This window comes from Rhodopseudomonas sp. G2_2311 (assembly GCF_047501505.1).
GTDB lineage: Bacteria > Pseudomonadota > Alphaproteobacteria > Rhizobiales > Xanthobacteraceae > Rhodopseudomonas > Rhodopseudomonas palustris_H.
The window spans coordinates 210,427-226,963 of record NZ_JAZDRK010000002.1; the positions used below are offsets into that span (position 1 = coordinate 210,427).

General features: G+C 66.4%; 15 protein-coding genes and 1 other RNA gene. 10 read left to right on the top strand and 6 right to left on the bottom strand.

The window, feature by feature from the left end:
• Window positions 1-129 precede the first annotated feature (129 nt).
• On the top strand, window positions 130-567 hold the full coding sequence (locus VRZ08_RS03900) for an EamA family transporter (RefSeq protein ID WP_414531622.1): 438 nt from the start codon (window positions 130-132) through the stop codon (window positions 565-567).
• On the opposite strand, the gene VRZ08_RS03905 is transcribed toward VRZ08_RS03900, so the two are convergent.
• Both VRZ08_RS03905 and ubiG read right to left on the bottom strand, forming a co-directional pair.
• A complete protein-coding gene (locus VRZ08_RS03905; RefSeq protein WP_414531623.1) occupies window positions 568-1,467 on the bottom strand; it encodes an EamA family transporter in 900 nt (299 codons plus the stop codon).
• Window positions 1,468-1,594: 127 nt separating this feature from the next.
• Window positions 1,595-2,356 carry a bifunctional 2-polyprenyl-6-hydroxyphenol methylase/3-demethylubiquinol 3-O-methyltransferase UbiG gene (gene ubiG / locus VRZ08_RS03910; protein ID WP_104511875.1) on the bottom strand — a complete coding sequence of 254 codons (762 nt, stop codon included), beginning with the start codon at window positions 2,354-2,356 and terminating at the stop codon, window positions 1,595-1,597.
• A gap of 191 nt (window positions 2,357-2,547) precedes the next feature.
• Between ubiG and VRZ08_RS03915 the strand changes: the two genes are divergently transcribed.
• The 5 genes from VRZ08_RS03915 (at window position 2,548) to VRZ08_RS03935 (ending at window position 9,554) form a co-directional block, all read left to right on the top strand.
• Window positions 2,548-3,801, top strand: a complete 1,254-nt coding sequence (locus VRZ08_RS03915) for an aspartate kinase (protein ID WP_414531624.1) — start codon at window positions 2,548-2,550, stop codon at window positions 3,799-3,801.
• A 331-nt stretch (window positions 3,802-4,132) separates the two neighbouring features.
• On the top strand, window positions 4,133-6,400 hold the full coding sequence (ptsP, locus tag VRZ08_RS03920) for a phosphoenolpyruvate--protein phosphotransferase (protein ID WP_414531625.1): 2,268 nt from the start codon (window positions 4,133-4,135) through the stop codon (window positions 6,398-6,400).
• A gap of 56 nt (window positions 6,401-6,456) precedes the next feature.
• Complete coding sequence (gene prfA / locus VRZ08_RS03925) at window positions 6,457-7,542, top strand: peptide chain release factor 1 (RefSeq protein WP_264075381.1); 1,086 nt, start codon at window positions 6,457-6,459, stop codon at window positions 7,540-7,542.
• Window positions 7,539-8,408 carry a peptide chain release factor N(5)-glutamine methyltransferase gene (gene prmC / locus VRZ08_RS03930; RefSeq protein ID WP_414531626.1) on the top strand — a complete coding sequence of 290 codons (870 nt, stop codon included), beginning with the start codon at window positions 7,539-7,541 and terminating at the stop codon, window positions 8,406-8,408. The genes prfA and prmC overlap by 4 nt, the downstream gene beginning before the upstream one ends.
• 456 nt (window positions 8,409-8,864) lie before the next feature.
• Window positions 8,865-9,554, top strand: a complete 690-nt coding sequence (locus VRZ08_RS03935) for a DUF4167 domain-containing protein (RefSeq protein WP_414531627.1) — start codon at window positions 8,865-8,867, stop codon at window positions 9,552-9,554.
• An 84-nt stretch (window positions 9,555-9,638) separates the two neighbouring features.
• Here the strand turns inward: VRZ08_RS03935 and VRZ08_RS03940 are convergent, their stop codons facing one another.
• Window positions 9,639-10,409 carry a class I SAM-dependent methyltransferase gene (locus tag VRZ08_RS03940; RefSeq protein ID WP_414531628.1) on the bottom strand — a complete coding sequence of 257 codons (771 nt, stop codon included), beginning with the start codon at window positions 10,407-10,409 and terminating at the stop codon, window positions 9,639-9,641.
• A 179-nt stretch (window positions 10,410-10,588) separates the two neighbouring features.
• Between VRZ08_RS03940 and gloB the strand changes: the two genes are divergently transcribed.
• Both gloB and VRZ08_RS03950 read left to right on the top strand, forming a co-directional pair.
• Window positions 10,589-11,356 carry a hydroxyacylglutathione hydrolase gene (gene gloB / locus VRZ08_RS03945; RefSeq protein ID WP_414531629.1) on the top strand — a complete coding sequence of 256 codons (768 nt, stop codon included), beginning with the start codon at window positions 10,589-10,591 and terminating at the stop codon, window positions 11,354-11,356.
• Window positions 11,353-11,790, top strand: coding sequence for a cupin domain-containing protein (locus tag VRZ08_RS03950; RefSeq protein ID WP_414531630.1), 438 nt, complete (start codon window positions 11,353-11,355; stop codon window positions 11,788-11,790). The genes gloB and VRZ08_RS03950 overlap by 4 nt, the downstream gene beginning before the upstream one ends.
• A gap of 125 nt (window positions 11,791-11,915) precedes the next feature.
• Here the strand turns inward: VRZ08_RS03950 and VRZ08_RS03955 are convergent, their stop codons facing one another.
• Genes VRZ08_RS03955 through VRZ08_RS03965 form a run of 3 tightly spaced genes read right to left on the bottom strand, consistent with a single transcriptional unit; the run spans window position 11,916 to window position 14,207 of the window.
• Window positions 11,916-12,854: a sugar kinase gene (locus VRZ08_RS03955; RefSeq protein ID WP_414531631.1), complete on the bottom strand. Its 939-nt coding sequence runs from the start codon at window positions 12,852-12,854 to the stop codon at window positions 11,916-11,918.
• The gene (nudC, locus tag VRZ08_RS03960; RefSeq protein ID WP_414531632.1) at window positions 12,851-13,783 is read right to left on the bottom strand and encodes an NAD(+) diphosphatase; all 933 of its coding nucleotides are present in this window, start codon (window positions 13,781-13,783) and stop codon (window positions 12,851-12,853) included. Before nudC ends, VRZ08_RS03955 begins: the two co-directional genes overlap by 4 nt.
• Window positions 13,784-13,787: 4 nt before the next feature.
• Window positions 13,788-14,207, bottom strand: coding sequence for an HIT domain-containing protein (locus tag VRZ08_RS03965; protein WP_107342812.1), 420 nt, complete (start codon window positions 14,205-14,207; stop codon window positions 13,788-13,790).
• Window positions 14,208-14,384: 177 nt separating this feature from the next.
• Here VRZ08_RS03965 and ffs point away from each other — a divergent pair.
• Together ffs and VRZ08_RS03975 are read left to right on the top strand one after the other, a co-directional pair.
• Window positions 14,385-14,481, top strand: an RNA gene (gene ffs, locus VRZ08_RS03970) — signal recognition particle sRNA small type.
• A 185-nt stretch (window positions 14,482-14,666) separates the two neighbouring features.
• Window positions 14,667-16,535 carry a DNA polymerase III subunit gamma/tau gene (locus VRZ08_RS03975; protein ID WP_414531633.1) on the top strand — a complete coding sequence of 623 codons (1,869 nt, stop codon included), beginning with the start codon at window positions 14,667-14,669 and terminating at the stop codon, window positions 16,533-16,535.
• Window positions 16,536-16,537: the final 2 nt, after the last annotated feature.

A 16,537-nucleotide genomic window follows, 5' to 3' on the forward strand; every position in this document is an offset into this window, starting at 1 on the left:
GGTGAGGGGGCGTCTCCTCACAGTCGAGAGACAACTATGCGTGTCGCCCCTCACCCCAACCCTCTCCCCGCAACGGCGGGGCGAGGGAGTTCGCTGCCGATGGGGCATGCGCTACGAACGACTTTGCTCATGAATCCCGAGACCCTGCTCTCCTGGCAATTCTGGGCGGTGCTGTCGGCGGTGTTTGCCGCCCTGACGGCGATCTTTGCCAAGGTCGGCGTGGCGGACGTCAACTCGGATCTCGCCACTTTCATCCGCACCGTGGTGGTGCTGGTGGCGCTCGGCGGGCTGCTGGCAGCGACCGGCAAGCTGGTCACGGACGGGCCGATCAGCGCCAAGACCTGGACGTTCCTGATCCTGTCGGGGCTTTGCACCGGAGCGTCATGGCTGTGCTACTTCCGGGCGCTCAAGCTCGGCCCGGCCAGCCTGGTGGCGCCGATCGATAAGCTCAGCGTGGTGCTGGTGGTGCTGTTCGGCGTGCTGTTCCTCGGCGAACGGCCGTCCGGCACCGAGTGGATCGGGATCGCGCTGATCGCCGCCGGTGCCGTAATCATCGCGCTGAAGTAATCACACCGCGACCAGCAGGGCGACGCCTAGTACGATCAGGATGATGCCGAGAATCTCGCGCAGCGCCACCGGCTGCTTGAACGAGTAGTACGCCACGGCTTGCGCGAACAGCACCTCGATCAGCGCCAGGGTGCGAACGTTGGCGGCGGCAGTGAGGGCAAATGCCAGGAACCAGAACTGCGAGGCCGCGGCGCCGACGAAGCCGGCCAGCATCGACGGCCGCCACAGCCGCAGGATGTCGCGCAGCACCTGCGGCGTCCGCGCCAGCAGGTAGATGGTCAGCACCAGCGTCTGCACCCCGAGGCCGAACACCAGGGTGAAGGTCGCGGCCGTGACGAAGGTCACGTCCGGCACCACGATGATCGCGCCGCGAAACCCGACCGCCGACAGCGCAAAGGCGGCGGCGGCGCTCAGCCCGAGCAGGGTCGGCCGCAGGCTGACGAGGCCGCGGGCCGCGCCCGGTCGCAGCGCCGTAACCACGACGCCGACCGTCGCGATCAGGATCGCCACCACCTTCCACAGGTTCAGGTGATCGCCGAGAAACACGAAACCGAAGATCGCGGTCTGGATCGCTTCCGTCTTCAGATAGGCGGTGGTGACCACGAACGAGCGTTCGTTCATCGCCGCCAGCATCATGCCGGTGGCGGCGATCTGCGACAGCGCGCCGAGCAGCAGCCATGGCCAGAAATCGAGGCCGGGCCACGGTATCGCATCGCCAGTTGCCCAGATCACGCCGGCAAAGAACAGCAGCGAAAACGGGAAGCCGAACAGAAAGCGGATATTGGTGGCGCCCCAGGTGCCGAGCGGCCCGGTCAGCGAGCGCTGCATCGCGTTGCGCGCGACCTGGCCGAGCGCGGCGACGAGCGTGAAGGGGATCCAGAGCGTAGCGACGGTGAACATGGCGTTGGCGGCAGGAGGGACGCTGCAGCCTCGGCGATCCGGTCCGCAGCGGTCAACCGGACCCGGATCATGCCTGCATTGCGAGGACCTTCGCGCGCCGGAGGGGGAAGCGCGCGATCGTCCAGAACTACGGCGCCGCTTCGGCCACCATCATGTAGTTCACGTCCATGTCGGGCGACAGCTTCCAGCGGTCGGCGAGCGGATTGAACACCAGGCCGGACTGCTCGGTGACGGTGAGCTTCAGCCGGTTGAGGTGCTGCTCGAGTTCGGCGGGCGTGACGAACTTGTCCCACTGATGGGTGCCGCGCGGCAGCCAGCGCATCACATATTCGGCGCCGACGATGGCGAGCGCGAAGCTCTTCCAGTTCCGGTTGAGCGTCGCCACCACCATAATGCCGGTCGGCTTCATCAGCGCGGCGCAGCGCGACAGGAACGCGCCGACGTCGGTGACGTGCTCGATCACCTCCATCGCCAGCACGATGTCGAACCGCTCACGCGGGTCGATTTCCTCGACCATGACGTTGCGGTAGTCGATCGCCAGGTGCGACTTGTCGGCGTGCAGCTTGGCGGCCGCGATATTGGTGGCGGAGGGGTCGATTCCGATCACCTGGGCGCCCAGCCGGGTGAACGGCTCGCACAACAGGCCGGCGCCGCAGCCGATGTCCAGCATCCGCAAGCCCTCGAGGCAGCTCAGGCTCTTGGCGTTGCGCTCGAATTTCCGGCAGGCCGCATCGCGGATGAAGCTGATCCGCAGCGGGTTGATCCGGTGCAGCGGCGCCATCCGCCCCGTGGGGTCCCACCACTCGGCCGACAATTTGGAGAATTTCGCGATCTCGGCCGGATCGACGGTCGAGGCCGGCTGGCCGGGGGACTCGGGTTGCAGTGCCATGGGGTGCGCGATGCTCCTCAATGTCCGTACCTGTCGCCCGGCACGCGGCCGGAGCGGGTTGCGCCTGTTCCGCGGCCGCAATGCCCTTGCTTGCCCGAAACCGCGACGCTGTGTATACGCGCCACGCGGCTCCCGCCTGGCGGATTCCGCGCCATCAATACTCGTTGTCTCCAAGGATTGCACTATTCGTCATGGGCCGGCTGGTGATGAAATTCGGCGGCACGTCCGTCGCCAATATCGAGCGCATCCAGAACGTCGCGCGCCATGTCAAACGCGAGGTCGACGCTGGCCATGAGGTCGCCGTGGTGGTGTCGGCGATGTCCGGCAAGACCAACGAGCTGGTGGCTTGGTGCACCGAAGCCTCGCCGTTGCACGACGCGCGCGAATACGACGCGGTGGTGGCGTCCGGCGAGCAGGTGACGTCGGGTCTTCTTGCGATTGCCCTGCAGTCGCTCGGCATTCAGGCGCGGTCCTGGCAGGGCTGGCAGATCCCGATCTTGACCAGCGACGCGCACGCCTCGGCGCGGATCGTCGGGATCGACGGCAGCGAAATCATCAAGCGCTTTTCCGAGCGCAAGGAAGTGGCGGTGATCGCCGGTTTCCAGGGCATCCATGCCGAAACCGGCCGGATCACCACGCTGGGCCGTGGCGGCTCCGACACCTCGGCGGTGGCGATCGCGGCGGCGCTGAAGGCGGACCGCTGCGACATCTACACCGATGTCGACGGCGTCTACACCACCGACCCGCGGGTGGTGCCGAAGGCGCGCCGGCTCGACAAGGTGTCGTTCGAAGAGATGCTGGAATTGGCCTCGCTCGGCGCGAAGGTGCTGCAGGTCCGCTCGGTCGAGCTCGGCATGGTCCACAACATGCCGATCTTCGTCCGCTCCAGTTTCGACAAGCCCGAAGATATCGATCCGCACGGCACGCCGCCGGGCACGCTGATCAGCAGCGAGGAGAATTCCATGGAGAACCACGTCGTCACCGGCATCGCCTTTTCCAAGGACGAGGCGCAGATCTCTGTGCGCCGGATCGAGGACAAGCCGGGCGTGGCGGCGTCGATCTTCGGTCCCCTGGCCGACGCCAATATCAACGTCGACATGATCGTCCAGAACGTCTCCGAGGACGGCAAGACCACCGATCTAACCTTCACGGTGCCGGCCGCCGACTTCGTCCGTGCCAAGCAGACCATCACCTCGGCGCAGGACAAGATCGGTTACGCCCGCTTCGACAGCGAGACCGACGTCGCCAAGGTGTCGGTGATCGGCTCGGGCATGCGCAGCCATGCCGGCGTCGCGGCCCAGGCGTTCGCTGCGCTCGCGGCCCGCAACATCAACATCCGCGCCATCACCACCTCCGAGATCAAGTTCTCGGTGCTGATCGACGCCGCCTACACCGAGCTGGCGGTGCGGACGCTGCATACGCTCTATGGTCTGGATCAAGTTTAGAACAATTTTTCGGTGATTTGAGAGAGCCGGCGGGCCCGATGTTGCGTCCGCTGGCAGGCGTTTTGCTTGGCAAATCAAGCGTCAATTCGCTATACGGCCTGAGCAGCGCGGCGCGCTGACAGGTCGGCTGGCAAAGCCGGTTCTGTTGCGTTGCGAAGGTTCGGCGGCGGTGTCCGCAACCGGACCAGCTGCGGGTTCGTGTTCGAGTTCGGACACGCGCTGTGGACACACGCGCGGGCCGGGCGAACGCCGGACGAGGATTGTTTTTGGAGCTTTTCTGCTGGCGCGGCGTCGCGCTGGCAGGCAAGGCTCGCAGAGGAGATTGCGGCACATGCGGAGCACGTCGGGTGGCCCCCGCGTCTTGCTGAGACGGCTCCGCGAAACCATGGCGGAGCAAGTCTCCGCGCAGGAACGCCTCGACAAGATCGTGGTGCTGATCGCGGCCAACATGGTCGCCGAAGTGTGCTCGGTCTATGTGCTGCGGATCGACAACACCCTCGAGCTGTACGCCACCGAAGGTCTGAACCGCGAGGCGGTGCACCAGACCGTGCTGAACGCCCACGAAGGTCTGGTTGGTCTCGTCGCTTCCGAAGCGACCCCGCTGAACCTGTCGGATGCGCAGAGCCATCCGGCGTTCTCGTTCCGCCCGGAAACCGGCGAAGAAATCTACCACTCGTTCCTCGGCGTGCCGATCCTGCGCGCGGGCAACACCCTCGGCGTGCTGGTGGTGCAGAACCGCGCCAAGCGCACCTATGTCGAGGAGGAGGTCGAGGCGCTGCAGACCACCGCGATGGTGCTGGCCGAGATGATCGCCTCCGGCGAATTGTCGGCGCTGGCCCAGCCCGGTGCGGAGCCGGCGGCGCGGCACTCGATCCACAAGACCGGTGCGGTGCTGTCGGACGGCATCGCGCTCGGCCATGTGGTGCTGCACGAACCGCGCGTCGTCATCACCAATTACATCGCCGAAGACCTGCCGAAGGAAATCAAGCGGCTCGACGCGGCGCTCGCCAAGCTGCGCTCCGACCTCGACCGGATGCTGGAGCGGGGCGATTTCGCCGAGGGCGGTGAGCACCGCGACGTGCTCGAAGCCTACCGGATGTTCGCCAACGACCATGGCTGGTCGCACAAGCTGCATGAGGCGGTCGCCACCGGCCTCACCGCCGAAGCAGCCGTCGAACGCGTACAGTCGGACACCCGGGCGCGGATGCTGCGCTCGACCGATCCTTACTTGCGCGACCGGCTGCATGATCTTGAAGACCTCGGCCACCGCCTGATGCGCCAGCTCGTCGGGCAGGACCATGCGCCGTCGCGCGAGCAATTGCCCGACAACGCCATCCTGATCGCGCGGTCGATGGGGCCGGCGGCGCTGCTCGATTACGACCGCAAGCGGCTGCGCGGCCTGGTGCTGGAAGAAGGCACCGCCAATTCGCATGTCTCGATCGTGGCGCGCGCCCTCGGCATCGCGGCGATCGGCGAGGTGCCGAACGCGCCGGGCATCGCCGATCCGGGCGACGCGATCATCGTCGATGCCACCTCGGGCTCGATCTATGTCCGCCCGTCGGCCGAAATCGAAGCCGCCTATGCGGAGCGGGTGCGCTTCCGCGCCCGTCGGCAGGCGCAATACTCAGCGCTGCGCGATCTGCCCTGCGCCACCAAGGACGGCCAGCCGATCGACCTGATGATCAACGCCGGCCTGACCATCGACCTGCCGCACATCGAAGATACCGGCTCGTCGGGCATCGGCCTGTTCCGCACCGAGCTGCAGTTCATGGTCGGCCAGAGCCTGCCGCGCTCGTCCGATCAGCTCGCGCTGTATCGCGCCGTGCTCGACGCCGCCGGCAGCAAGCCGGTGACCTTCCGTACCCTCGACATCGGCGGCGACAAGGCGCTGCCCTACATGGAGACGGTGGTCGAGGAAAATCCGGCGCTGGGCTGGCGTGCGATCCGGCTTGGGCTCGACCGGCCCGGCCTGCTGCGCAGCCAGATCCGGGCGATGCTGCGCGCCGCCGCCGGCCGTTACCTGCGGGTGATGTTCCCGATGATCTCGGAGGTGGCCGAGTTCGATGCCGCCAAGAGCATCATCGAGCGCGAACTGACTTATCTCCGCCAGCACGGCCACACTTTGCCGGAGCGCGTCGATGTCGGCACCATGCTGGAAGTGCCGGCGCTGTTGTATCAGCTCGACGAGCTGTTCAAGCGCGCCGACTTCGTCTCGGTCGGCTCCAACGATCTGTTCCAGTTCCTGTTCGCGGTCGATCGCGGCAACTCGAAAGTGTCGGAGCGGTTCGACACGCTGTCGGCGCCGATCCTGCGGGCGCTGCGCGACATCGTCCGCAAGGCCCGGGCGGCGAAGCGGTCGCTGTCGCTGTGCGGCGAGATGGCGTCGCAGCCGCTGGCGGCGCTGGCGCTGATCGCGATCGGCTACCGCTCGCTCTCGGTCTCCGCACTGGCGCACGGCCCGGTGAAGGCGATGATCCTCGGCCTCGACCTCGCCAAGGCCGAGGCGATGATCGGACCGCTGCTCGACGCGCCGGCCGGCAGCGTCTCGATTCGCGACAAGCTGATCGAATTCGCCGAAGCGAATCAGCTCGCCTTGTAGCGACGCGGGCTGCCCGCCGCCGCCTGTCGTTTTTTCGCGTTCACCCGAGATCATTCATGTCCACACTGCCCGAAGCCAAGCTCGACGTTCTCCTCGCGCATCACGCCGCGCTCGAAGCGCAGCTGATGGCCCAGGTCGGCGCCGAGGACTACGTCCGCATCACCCGCGAATTGTCGGAGCTCAATCCGCTGGTCGAGGCGGTGAAGAGTTATCGCCAGGTCCGCGACGAACTCGGTGAGATGGACGAGCTGCTCGAAGACCCGGCCACCGAGCCGGAGATGCGGGCGATGGCCGAGGCCGAGCGCGACGCGCTCGACGCTCACCGCGACGAACTGATCCAGCAGATCCGCATCGCGCTGTTGCCGAAGGACGCGATGGACGAGCGCAACGTGATGCTGGAAATCCGCGCCGGCACTGGCGGCGACGAGGCCTCATTGTTCGCCGGCGACCTGTTCCGGATGTACGAGAAGTTCGCAGCACTGCAAGGCTGGAGCGTCGAGGTGATTTCGGCGAGCGAAGGCACCGTCGGCGGATTCAAGGAAATCATCGCCGAAGTGAAGGGCCGCGGCGCGTTCGCCAAGCTGAAATTCGAATCCGGCGTGCACCGTGTCCAGCGTGTGCCCGACACCGAAACTCAAGGGCGCATCCACACCTCGGCCGCGACCGTCGCGGTGCTGCCCGAGGTCGAGGAGGTCGACGTCGATATCAAGCAGGAAGACCTGCGGATCGAGACGATGCGGGCGCAGGGCGCCGGCGGTCAGCACGTCAATAAGACCGAGTCGGCGATCCGTATCACCCATCTGCCGACCGGCATTGTGGTGATGATGCAGGACAGCCGCTCGCAGCATAAGAATCGCGCTTCGGCAATGAACATCCTGCGCTCGCGGATCTACGATGCCGAGCGGCAGCGGGTCGATGCCGAACGCTCCGCCGAGCGCAAGGCCAAGGTCGGCTCCGGCGATCGCTCCGAACGGATCCGTACCTACAACTTCCCGCAAGGGCGCGTCACCGACCACCGCATCAATCTGACGCTGTACAAGCTGCCGCAAGTAATGGCCGGCGAAGGCTTGGGCGAGCTGATCGACGCGCTGACCACCGAGTATCAGGCGGCGCAGCTCGCCGAGCAGGGCAACGCGGCGTGAGCGACGCTCCGACGATCGCATTCGCGCGTCGTCGTCTCGCCAGGCAATTCCAGGATGCGGCGATCGAGTCGGCCGCACTCGACGCCCGGCTGCTGGTCGGCGAGGTCACCGGGCTCGATCTCACCGGACTGCTAGTTCAGGCCGAGCGTATCCTGACCGCTGAGGAGAACGAGCGGCTGCAGTCGCTTGCGGCGCGGCGGCTCGGCGGCGAGCCGGTGGCTCGCATCCTCGGCATGCGTGAGTTCTGGGGGCTGCCGTTCGAACTCTCTGCCGATACGTTGGTGCCGCGCCCCGATACTGAGACGATTGTGGAGGCCGCGCTCGCGATCCTGCAGGAGCGAGCCTTACCTGCGCCGCGGATACTCGACATCGGGACTGGGAGCGGTGCGATCCTGCTCGCACTACTACACGAGCGGCCGGACGCCATCGGCGTTGCCACCGATATCAGCCTCGGCGCCCTCCGCACGGCACGACGGAATGCGCAGCGTCTTGGACTTGCTGATCGCGCCGGCTTCGTCGCCTGCGACTACGCCTCGGCGCTGCAAGGGCGGTTCGACCTGATCGTTTCCAACCCGCCCTATATTCCAGCTAACGAGATTGCGGGGCTCGATCGCGAGGTGCGGGAGCATGATCCGCGCCGCGCGCTCGACGGCGGAGCCGACGGGCTCGATGCCTACCGGAAAATTATCCCCGAATCGGTCCGCCTGTTGCAACCACGAGGCGCGTTGGTGGTTGAAATCGGACAAGGTCAGGAACTCGATGTAAGCGCCCTGATGCAGGCCTCGGGGTTAACCGTCTCTGACCCCTTCCGGCCTGATTTGTCAGGGATTTTCCGGGCGGTGACCGGGCGGCTGGCGGGCCCCTGATATCGGAACAAATTGCAAAAAACCGCTTGGAATATCGACCGAGAGCGACTACGTTCCGCTCCAGATATCGGTCAGAGCGGCTGGCCCCGCGGTGCGGTGTGGGGCATGTTCTTCTCTACGAGAGCCCCTGACCGAATGGGTTCCATACTGCGGTTTCGATCAAGCGCGATAGGCTGGGGCAGCCGCGCAGCTTTCGACCGCGAAGCGAACGAAAGCCTAAACGATTCACGCTTGAAGAACTCACGCGCGAGAAGCTGAGCCTCGTTGCACAGGCTCGTTGATTTGGTCCGGCTGGCGCAGCACGACCGCCCGCCGGAGTTGGGGAACGCGTCTTTGTTGAACGCGACATACGGCACTAAGCGACCAGAGACTGAAGGGCTGTTCGGAGAGGCGTAGTGCGACCTGCGTCAGGCGCAGCCATGCCTTGCAAAAAGAGGTTCGGTAAGAAGGTAGGACATGAGAAACGGGCAGAACAATAAGCGGCTGCGTAACCGGAATAACGGCGGCAATAATAACAATCGGCGCGGCCAAAACCCGATGACCCGGGTGTTTGAATCGAACGGCCCCGATATCAAGATCCGTGGTACCGCTTCGCACATCGCCGAGAAATACGTTCAGCTCGCCCGCGATGCCCGCTCTTCGGGTGACCCGGTGGCGGCCGAGAACTATTACCAGCACGCCGAGCACTACTTTCGTCTGATCGCGGCTGCCCAGGAGCAATTCCGGCAGAATCAGCCGCAGCCGCGAATCGACAACGACACGCTGGACAACGACGACGACAGCGAGGGCGATTTCTCCAATTTCGGCGCCGAGCCGGGCCTCGTCCCTATACAGCAGCCCCAGCCGTACCAGCAGCGCGAGCAGCCGCAGCCTTATCAGCCGCGTGAACAGCCCCAGCCGCGCGAGCATCGTCCGCAGCCGCAGTTCGTGCCGCGCGAGCAGCCGCAGCCGGCGGCGGAGGGCGTCGATCGCCTGCCGTCCTTCATCACCGGTCCGCAGCCGCAGCTCGGCCCCAACGCGTTCGAGAGCAACGGGGGCGGTGAGCGCTTCCCGCCGCGTCGCCGCCGTCGTCCGCGCGGCGAGCCGGCCGCCGCACAGGCCGTCGCCCCGGCTCCGTCGGGTGAGGATGCCGGCGCCGGCGATTAATCGCTGCGTTTGATTCGATTGATCCCAGGATCAGATAAGGCCGCGCCGGTTGGTGCGGCCTTTTTCGTTTCAGCGCATGTCGTTTCAGCGCAGCAGCGGCGGCGCGCCCGGCTCGTCGCCTTGCAGCGGGGTCGGTGAGGGCACCAGAGAAGGCTCCAGCGATGGAATCAGCCGGATACGCTCGCGCTTGACCGGCTGCGCCCGCACCACCTGTTTGGTGGCTTCGACCACATGCACGCCGGCGAACGGCAACGAGGTCGATGCGCCGATCCGCTCCCAGGCCGGTGCCGATCGCAACAGCCAGCCGTGCCCCAGCGGCGGCACGAACAGCGCTTCGCTCCAGGCGGTGGGGGTGAACCAGGTTCGTCGTAAGAGATCGGCGATCTGCGAGCGCGAATAAGGACGGCCGTGGCCGAACGGCGTGTTGTCGAGGCGTGCCCAGACGCCGCGGCGATTCGGGACGATCGCCAGCAGCCGTCCGGCCGGTGCCATCACCCGCCACACCTCGCGCAGCAGCCGTTCGGGGTCATCCGACATCTCCAGCGCATGCACCAGCAGGATGCGGTCGACCGCCGCATCCGGCAGCGGCAGCGCGTGCTCGTCGACCAGCGACGACAGAGTCGATCGCGCGGTCGGCCATTTCAGCACGCCCTGAGCCGCAGGCATGAAGGCGATGCAGCGCTCGCATCTGTCTCGGAACAGGCCAAGATAGGGCGTCGGATAGCCGAGGCCGAGCACGCGATCACCGCGCGCATCCGGCCAGCGCGACTGGATGCCGCGGTTGATCAGCCGCCGTGCGACGATGCCGAGACGGCTGCTGTAGAACTCCCGCAGATCCACGACGTCCATGGTCATGCCCACCATTTACCACGGCGTCGTACCGTCCGGCAAAGCCGCACCCTGCTTGGTTTACGAGGCTGTGACCGCTTCATTTCGTCCCGGTCTGCCCCCATGTTAGGATTCGACACTGCGTGACGCCGGCGACAGAAACGGCGCCGGGCACGCTCCTGCCGCCTTCAAGTTCCGGAGATCTCATGCCCGCCGACATCCGTATCGTTCCGTGTCTCACCGACAATTTCGGCTATCTGGTCCACGATCCGGCCACCGGAGCGACCGCATCGATCGACGCGCCGGAAGCTGCCCCCCTGATGGCTGCGCTCGACAAAGAAGGTTGGAAGCTGACCGACATTCTGGTCACCCATCACCACGGCGATCACGTCGGCGGCATTGCCGAGCTGAAGAAGAAGTATCAGTGCCGCGTCTATGCGCCGCACGACGCCAACGCCAAGATCGCTGACGTCGACGTCCGTCTGCAGGAAGGCGATTTCGTTCGCATCGGCGACCTCACTGCGCGCGTGCTGGAAACTCCCGGCCACACCCTCGATCACATTTCTTACGTGTTCGACGATGACCGCGCGCTGTTCGCAGCCGACACGCTGTTCTCGATCGGTTGCGGCCGGGTGTTCGAAGGCACCTATCCGATGATGTGGGAGTCGCTGCTGAAGCTGCGGGCGCTGCCGGACGACTTCAAGCTGTATTGCGGCCACGAATACACCGCCTCCAACGTCAAATTCGCGCTCGGTATCGAGCCCGACAACGCGGCGCTGCAGGCCCGTGCCAAGCAGGTCGAAGCACTGCGTGCCGAAGGCAAGCCGACGATTCCGGTGACGCTCGGCGAGGAGAAGCAAGCCAACGTGTTCCTGCGGGCCGATGTGCCGTCGGTCGCCGCCGCCGTGGGCCTGTCCGGCGCGCCCGCCGCCGACGTGTTCGGCGAGATCCGCGAGCGCAAGAACAACGGGTGAGCGCGGTGACTCTCAGCGCCGCCGAGGTGATCGCGCGGCTCGGTCTGCAGCCGCATCCGGAAGGCGGCCATTATCGCGAAACGTTCCGCGATCCTCGCTGCGACCCGAGCGGCCGCAGCTACTCGACCGCGATCCACTTCCTGCTCCGTGCAGGGGAACGCTCGCACTGGCACCGGATCGATGCGGTCGAAGTCTGGCACCACTACGCGGGCGCAGCCCTGATGCTGGAGGTTGCCGATGACGACGGCCGCCGCGCCACCACGCTCGGCCCCGATCTCGGCGCCGGGCATCTGCCGCAAGTCATCGTGCCGCCGCGCGCCTGGCAGGCAGCAACGTCGACCGGTGAATGGACGCTGGTCGGCTGCACCGTGGCGCCGGCTTTCGACTTCGCCGGCTTCGAACTGGCGCCGCCCGGTTGGGAGCCGGTGCGATGAAGTCCATCGCGAGGGTTGGCTGAACGACAGGCTCGCGCGCCACGCGCAACCCACCGCAATAACGGCCGAACAGAATGATGGGTTAAGGCGCAGGCCGCCCAACCCATCATTTGAGCATGAATGACTTACAGCGCGCCGACCGGCGATTTTGCCAGCAGCTCTTCGACTTCAGCGCGGCTCGGGCACGCGAACGCGCCCCCCGGACGCGTGCATTTCAACGCCGCGGCCGCGGAGGCAAAGCGTAGCGCGTGAGCGATGTCCTGGCCTTCGCCGAACGCCACGGTGAAGCCGCCGTGGAAAATGTCGCCGGCGCCGAGCGTATCGACCGAATGCACCGGGAATGCCGGCGTCTCGCGAAACTCGTGCTTGTCGTCGAGCCACAGTGTGCCCTTCGGCCCGCGGGTCACTGCCACGAAGGCATGAGTCAGCGTCGCCAGCTTCCTCAGTGCCTCGGCATCGTCGTCGATGCCCGCGGTGCCGTGCAGCGCTTCCGCCGAGCAGATCAGATGCGAGGCGGCGGTCAGCAGTCCGTCGTTCATCGACATCGCGTTGTCGACATCGACGACCACCGGAATTCCGCGCCGCGTCGCTTCGGCGCACAGCGGCGTCACGAAGCTGGAGCAGCGGCTTTCGGTGAGGATGGCGTCGCAATCCTTCAGCAGCGTGTCGGCGTCGGGCAGCGCGACCTTCCACAGGCCGGGGTCACGGAACGTCACGATGGTGCGTTCGCCGGTCGGATCGACCAGCACCGCCGAGATCGGCGTTACCAGCCCCGGCATGTGAATGAGACCTCTGGAGCCGATGCCTTCCTCGGCCAGCTTGTCGAAGATGAAGCGGGCCGCGGCTTCGTCCGCGTGGCCCATCGGGCCGCACATTTCCGCCCGGCCGCCGAGTCGCCCGATCCCGATCGCGGCATTGAGCGCATTGCCGCCGCAGATCTCGCCGAATGAACTGGCCGGCACCTTGTTGCCACGGCCGGGCACCGCCTCGATTCGGAACGTGAGGTCACGCACCGGAATGCCGATGCACAGCACGCGCGGCGCGCGTTTGGCAGTTTCGCTCATGATTGTCCCTCCAGCCAGCGGCCGAGCAGATGGTGCGCGATCGCGAACGGGTGCGGCCCGAACAATCCGTCCGGATGTTCGCGCTTCAGCATCTGCGCCGCCTCGTCACGGGAAAACCACCGCGCGTCTTCAAGTTCCGTCCGATCGACGGTGATGTCCTCGGTGGTGGCGGTCGCCGTGCAGGCGATCATCAGCGACGACGGATACGGCCACGGCTGCGTCATGTAGTAACGCACGTCGGTGCACAGGATGCCGGACTCCTCGATGATCTCGCGGCGCACCGCGTCTTCGATGGTCTCGGCCGCCTCGACGAAGCCGGCGAGGCACGAATACATCCCGGCCGGGAATTGCTTCTGCCGGCCAAGCAGGCAGCGATCGCCATGCGTCACCAGCATGATCACCACCGGATCGGTGCGCGGAAAGTGCTCGGCCTTGCAGGACGGGCAGTCGCGCTTCCAGCCGCCCTGGGCCATCGCGGTACGAGTGCCGCAATTGGCGCAATAGCCGTGGCGCTGATGCCAGTTCACCAGCGACTTCGCCATCGCGATCGCCGAGAGCTGCTCGACCGGCAACACGCCCTGCATCGCAAGGCCGCGCAGCTCGACGAGGCCGGCGTCGGGCCGGCCGGCGAGCTTGTCCGCGGCCGGGGCGCCGATCCCCATGCCGAACACGGCAGCGCCGTTGCGCAGGCCGAGGAAGATCGTGCCGGGGTTGGCCCCGAGTGCCAGCGCCTCTTTGATCGTCAGCTCGGCCCGTGGGCCATCGGGCTCGTGCTTCACCAACAGCGAATCGCGATGCACCACGAAGGCGCGGGTGTCGCCACGTTCCTCCATCGCCATCAGTTTGGCGTCGTTGCCGCGCAGATGCGCGGCGCGGTCGAGGACGTGGCTGACGAAAGCGGGCTGGCCGAGCGGGAACGGTGTGCTCATCGGATCAGCTCAGCCAGATCTTGCGGCGGAGCAGATTGATGAACTGCTGCACCTCTTCGGGATCGTGCGCCAGCGGCGGCATCACGCCCCACACCGGCCGTGGCCAGGCCACGTCGCTGGAGCGCCGCGCGATGATGTGGATGTGAAGCTGTGGCACCAGATTGCCGAGCGCAGCGACATTGAGCTTGTCGCATTTGGTGACCTCCTTGAGCGCCCGGCTCACGCGGGCGATCTCGGTCATCAACTGCGCCTGGGCCACCTCGTCGAGGTCGATGATCTCGCTGACGTCGGGCCGACGCGGCACCAGCAGCAGCCAGGGGTAATGCGCGTCCTTGATCACCAGCACGCGGCTGAGCGGCAGATCGCCGATATTGATGGTGTCTTGTTCGAGCCGGGAGCTCAGCGACCAGTCGGAGGGTGACATTGCGGTTCCATCGGCCCGTTAGCGGAGCGTGGGCTCTTGTCTGTGGCGGGGACGGCCGCGAGGCCGCCTCGCAGTCATACCAAGCCGTCCGGACCGGCGGAAGCGCCACCTAGTCGAAGGTCCAAGGGCTGGACCAGCGACTTGCATTCGGGTCGGTTTGGCGCCAAATAGGGACCGGGAGATTGGCGGTGGACGAGCCTCTCGCCAACCGGGTCAGGTCCGGAAGGAAGCAGCCCTAACGAGGTCTGGATCGGGTCGCTCGTCAGTCTCCTACCTCATTTTTCGGCCGTGCTGCCCTGGCATTCGGGGCGCCACGGCCGGACGAAGGTGGATCAGGACCGGCGGATGCCGGTCCGGTGTAAGGGGTGTTCCGGGCCAGCCGCATGATCCTGCCCCGTCGCGACCGCCCCGCTCCCTTCCGCAATCCGGCCCCACCAACGCAGCATTGCGGACCGACCGATGAGTGACTCTGGCCTTTCCGCGACGCCGTCCGCTGCTCCCGAGCAGCCCGGCAGCGCGAGCGCGCCGGCCGGCGCCTATCGGGTGCTGGCGCGGAAATATCGTCCCAACAGCTTCGATGATCTGATCGGCCAGGAAGCGGTCGTCCGTACCGTCTCCAACGCGTTCGATACGGGCCGGATTCCGCAGGCCTGGATTCTCACCGGCGTCCGCGGTGTCGGCAAGACCACCACCGCGCGTATCCTCGCCCGGGCGCTGAACTACGAATTGCCGGACGGTTCGGTGAAGGGACCGACCATCCACATGCCGGTGCACGGCGTACACTGTAAGGCGATCATGGAAAGCCGGCACATGGATGTGCTGGAGATGGACGCCGCCTCGCACACCGGTGTCGACGATGTCCGCCAGATCAACGACAGCGTGCGCTATGCGCCGGCGAGCGCGCGCTACAAAGTCTACATCATCGACGAAGTGCACATGCTGTCGACGGCGGCGTTCAACGCCTTCCTGAAGACACTGGAGGAGCCGCCGGAGCACGCCAAATTCGTGTTCGCCACCACCGAGATCCGCAAGGTGCCGGTGACGGTGTTGTCGCGCTGCCAGCGCTTCGACCTGCGCCGGGTCGAAGCCGACGTGCTGATGAATCACCTGTCGAATATCGCCCAGAAGGAAGGCGTCGAGGTCGAGCCGGAAGCGCTCGGCATCATCGCCCGTGCGGCCGAAGGCTCGGTGCGCGATTCGCTGTCGCTGTTCGACCAGGCGATCGCGCACGCGGCCGGCCTGGTGCGCGCCGACGCGGTGCGGCAGATGCTCGGCCTCGCCGACCGCACCCGGGTGATCGAACTGTTCGATGCGCTGGCGCGCGGCGACATCGCTGCCGCGTTCGCCGAATTCCGCGACCAGTACGACACGGGCGCTGACCCGGTGGTGGTGCTTTCCGATCTCGCCGAGTTCGTCAATTTCGTCACCCGCGTGAAGATCGTGCCGGCGATCGCCGACAATGTCGCGTTCGGTGAGACCGAGCGAGTGCGCGGGCGGGAGTTCGCCACCAAGCTGTCGATGCGGGTGCTGTCGCGGATGTGGCAGATGCTGCTGAAGGGCATTGCCGAGGTGCAGGGAGCGACTCGTCCGGCCGCGGCGGCCGAGATGGTGCTGGTGCGGATCGCCTATGCGGCCGATCTGCCGACGCCCGATGAAGCATTGCGGATGTTGGAGCAGAGCGGCGGCGGTGATGCCCCGGCGATCTCCGGCGGTGGTGGCAGCGGTCGCGGCGGTGTGTCCGCTTCATTGGCGTCAGCCCCGGCTCTGTCCGCTCCCAGCGCGGCGATGCCGCGCAGCGCACCGACCATGAGCGCCGCACCCGCACCGACGATGGTGCGCAGCGGCTTCGACAGCACGGCGCGCTCGCCGGTCAGCGCGCCGGCGCCAGAGCCCGAATCATCGGCGCTGAAGATCACGACGTTTCCGCAGCTCGTCGCACTGGCTTCCGAGAAGCGCGACGTGATGACTCGTCTGGCGCTCGAAGCCGACGTGCGGCTGGTGCGGATCGAGGATGGACGGCTCGAACTGGCGCTGGAGCCCAGCGCATCGCGCAGCCTGATCAACGATCTCGGCCGCAAGCTCGAGCAATGGACCGGTCGGCGCTGGACCGTGATCGTGTCCAACGAGCCCGGTCAGCCGACGCTGCGCAAGCAGAACGAGGCGCAGCAGAACGAACGCGAGCGTGCGGCGGAGAACGATCCGCGCGTCCAAGAAGTGCTGGCGCGATTTCCCGGCGCCAAGCTGACCGTGCGGCGCCTCGCCCCCGAGCCGGTGGAGATCGAGTCTGATATGGACGATCCCTCCGAGCGAATTGACGACGACGATTAGCG

Excerpts from the sequence above, each read along its gene's own strand:
- VRZ08_RS03900 (WP_414531622.1), top strand. The coding sequence starts at position 130 with ATGAATCCCGAGACCCTGCTCTCCTGGCAATTCTGGGCGGTGCTGTCG.
- VRZ08_RS03905 (WP_414531623.1), bottom strand. The coding sequence starts at position 1,467 with ATGTTCACCGTCGCTACGCTCTGGATCCCCTTCACGCTCGTCGCCGCG.
- ubiG (WP_104511875.1), bottom strand. The coding sequence starts at position 2,356 with ATGGCACTGCAACCCGAGTCCCCCGGCCAGCCGGCCTCGACCGTCGAT.
- VRZ08_RS03915 (WP_414531624.1), top strand. The coding sequence starts at position 2,548 with ATGGGCCGGCTGGTGATGAAATTCGGCGGCACGTCCGTCGCCAATATC.
- ptsP (WP_414531625.1), top strand. The coding sequence starts at position 4,133 with ATGCGGAGCACGTCGGGTGGCCCCCGCGTCTTGCTGAGACGGCTCCGC.
- prfA (WP_264075381.1), top strand. The coding sequence starts at position 6,457 with ATGTCCACACTGCCCGAAGCCAAGCTCGACGTTCTCCTCGCGCATCAC.
- VRZ08_RS03935 (WP_414531627.1), top strand. The coding sequence starts at position 8,865 with ATGAGAAACGGGCAGAACAATAAGCGGCTGCGTAACCGGAATAACGGC.
- VRZ08_RS03940 (WP_414531628.1), bottom strand. The coding sequence starts at position 10,409 with ATGACCATGGACGTCGTGGATCTGCGGGAGTTCTACAGCAGCCGTCTC.
- gloB (WP_414531629.1), top strand. The coding sequence starts at position 10,589 with ATGCCCGCCGACATCCGTATCGTTCCGTGTCTCACCGACAATTTCGGC.
- VRZ08_RS03955 (WP_414531631.1), bottom strand. The coding sequence starts at position 12,854 with ATGAGCGAAACTGCCAAACGCGCGCCGCGCGTGCTGTGCATCGGCATT.
- nudC (WP_414531632.1), bottom strand. The coding sequence starts at position 13,783 with ATGAGCACACCGTTCCCGCTCGGCCAGCCCGCTTTCGTCAGCCACGTC.
- VRZ08_RS03965 (WP_107342812.1), bottom strand. The coding sequence starts at position 14,207 with ATGTCACCCTCCGACTGGTCGCTGAGCTCCCGGCTCGAACAAGACACC.
- VRZ08_RS03975 (WP_414531633.1), top strand. The coding sequence starts at position 14,667 with ATGAGTGACTCTGGCCTTTCCGCGACGCCGTCCGCTGCTCCCGAGCAG.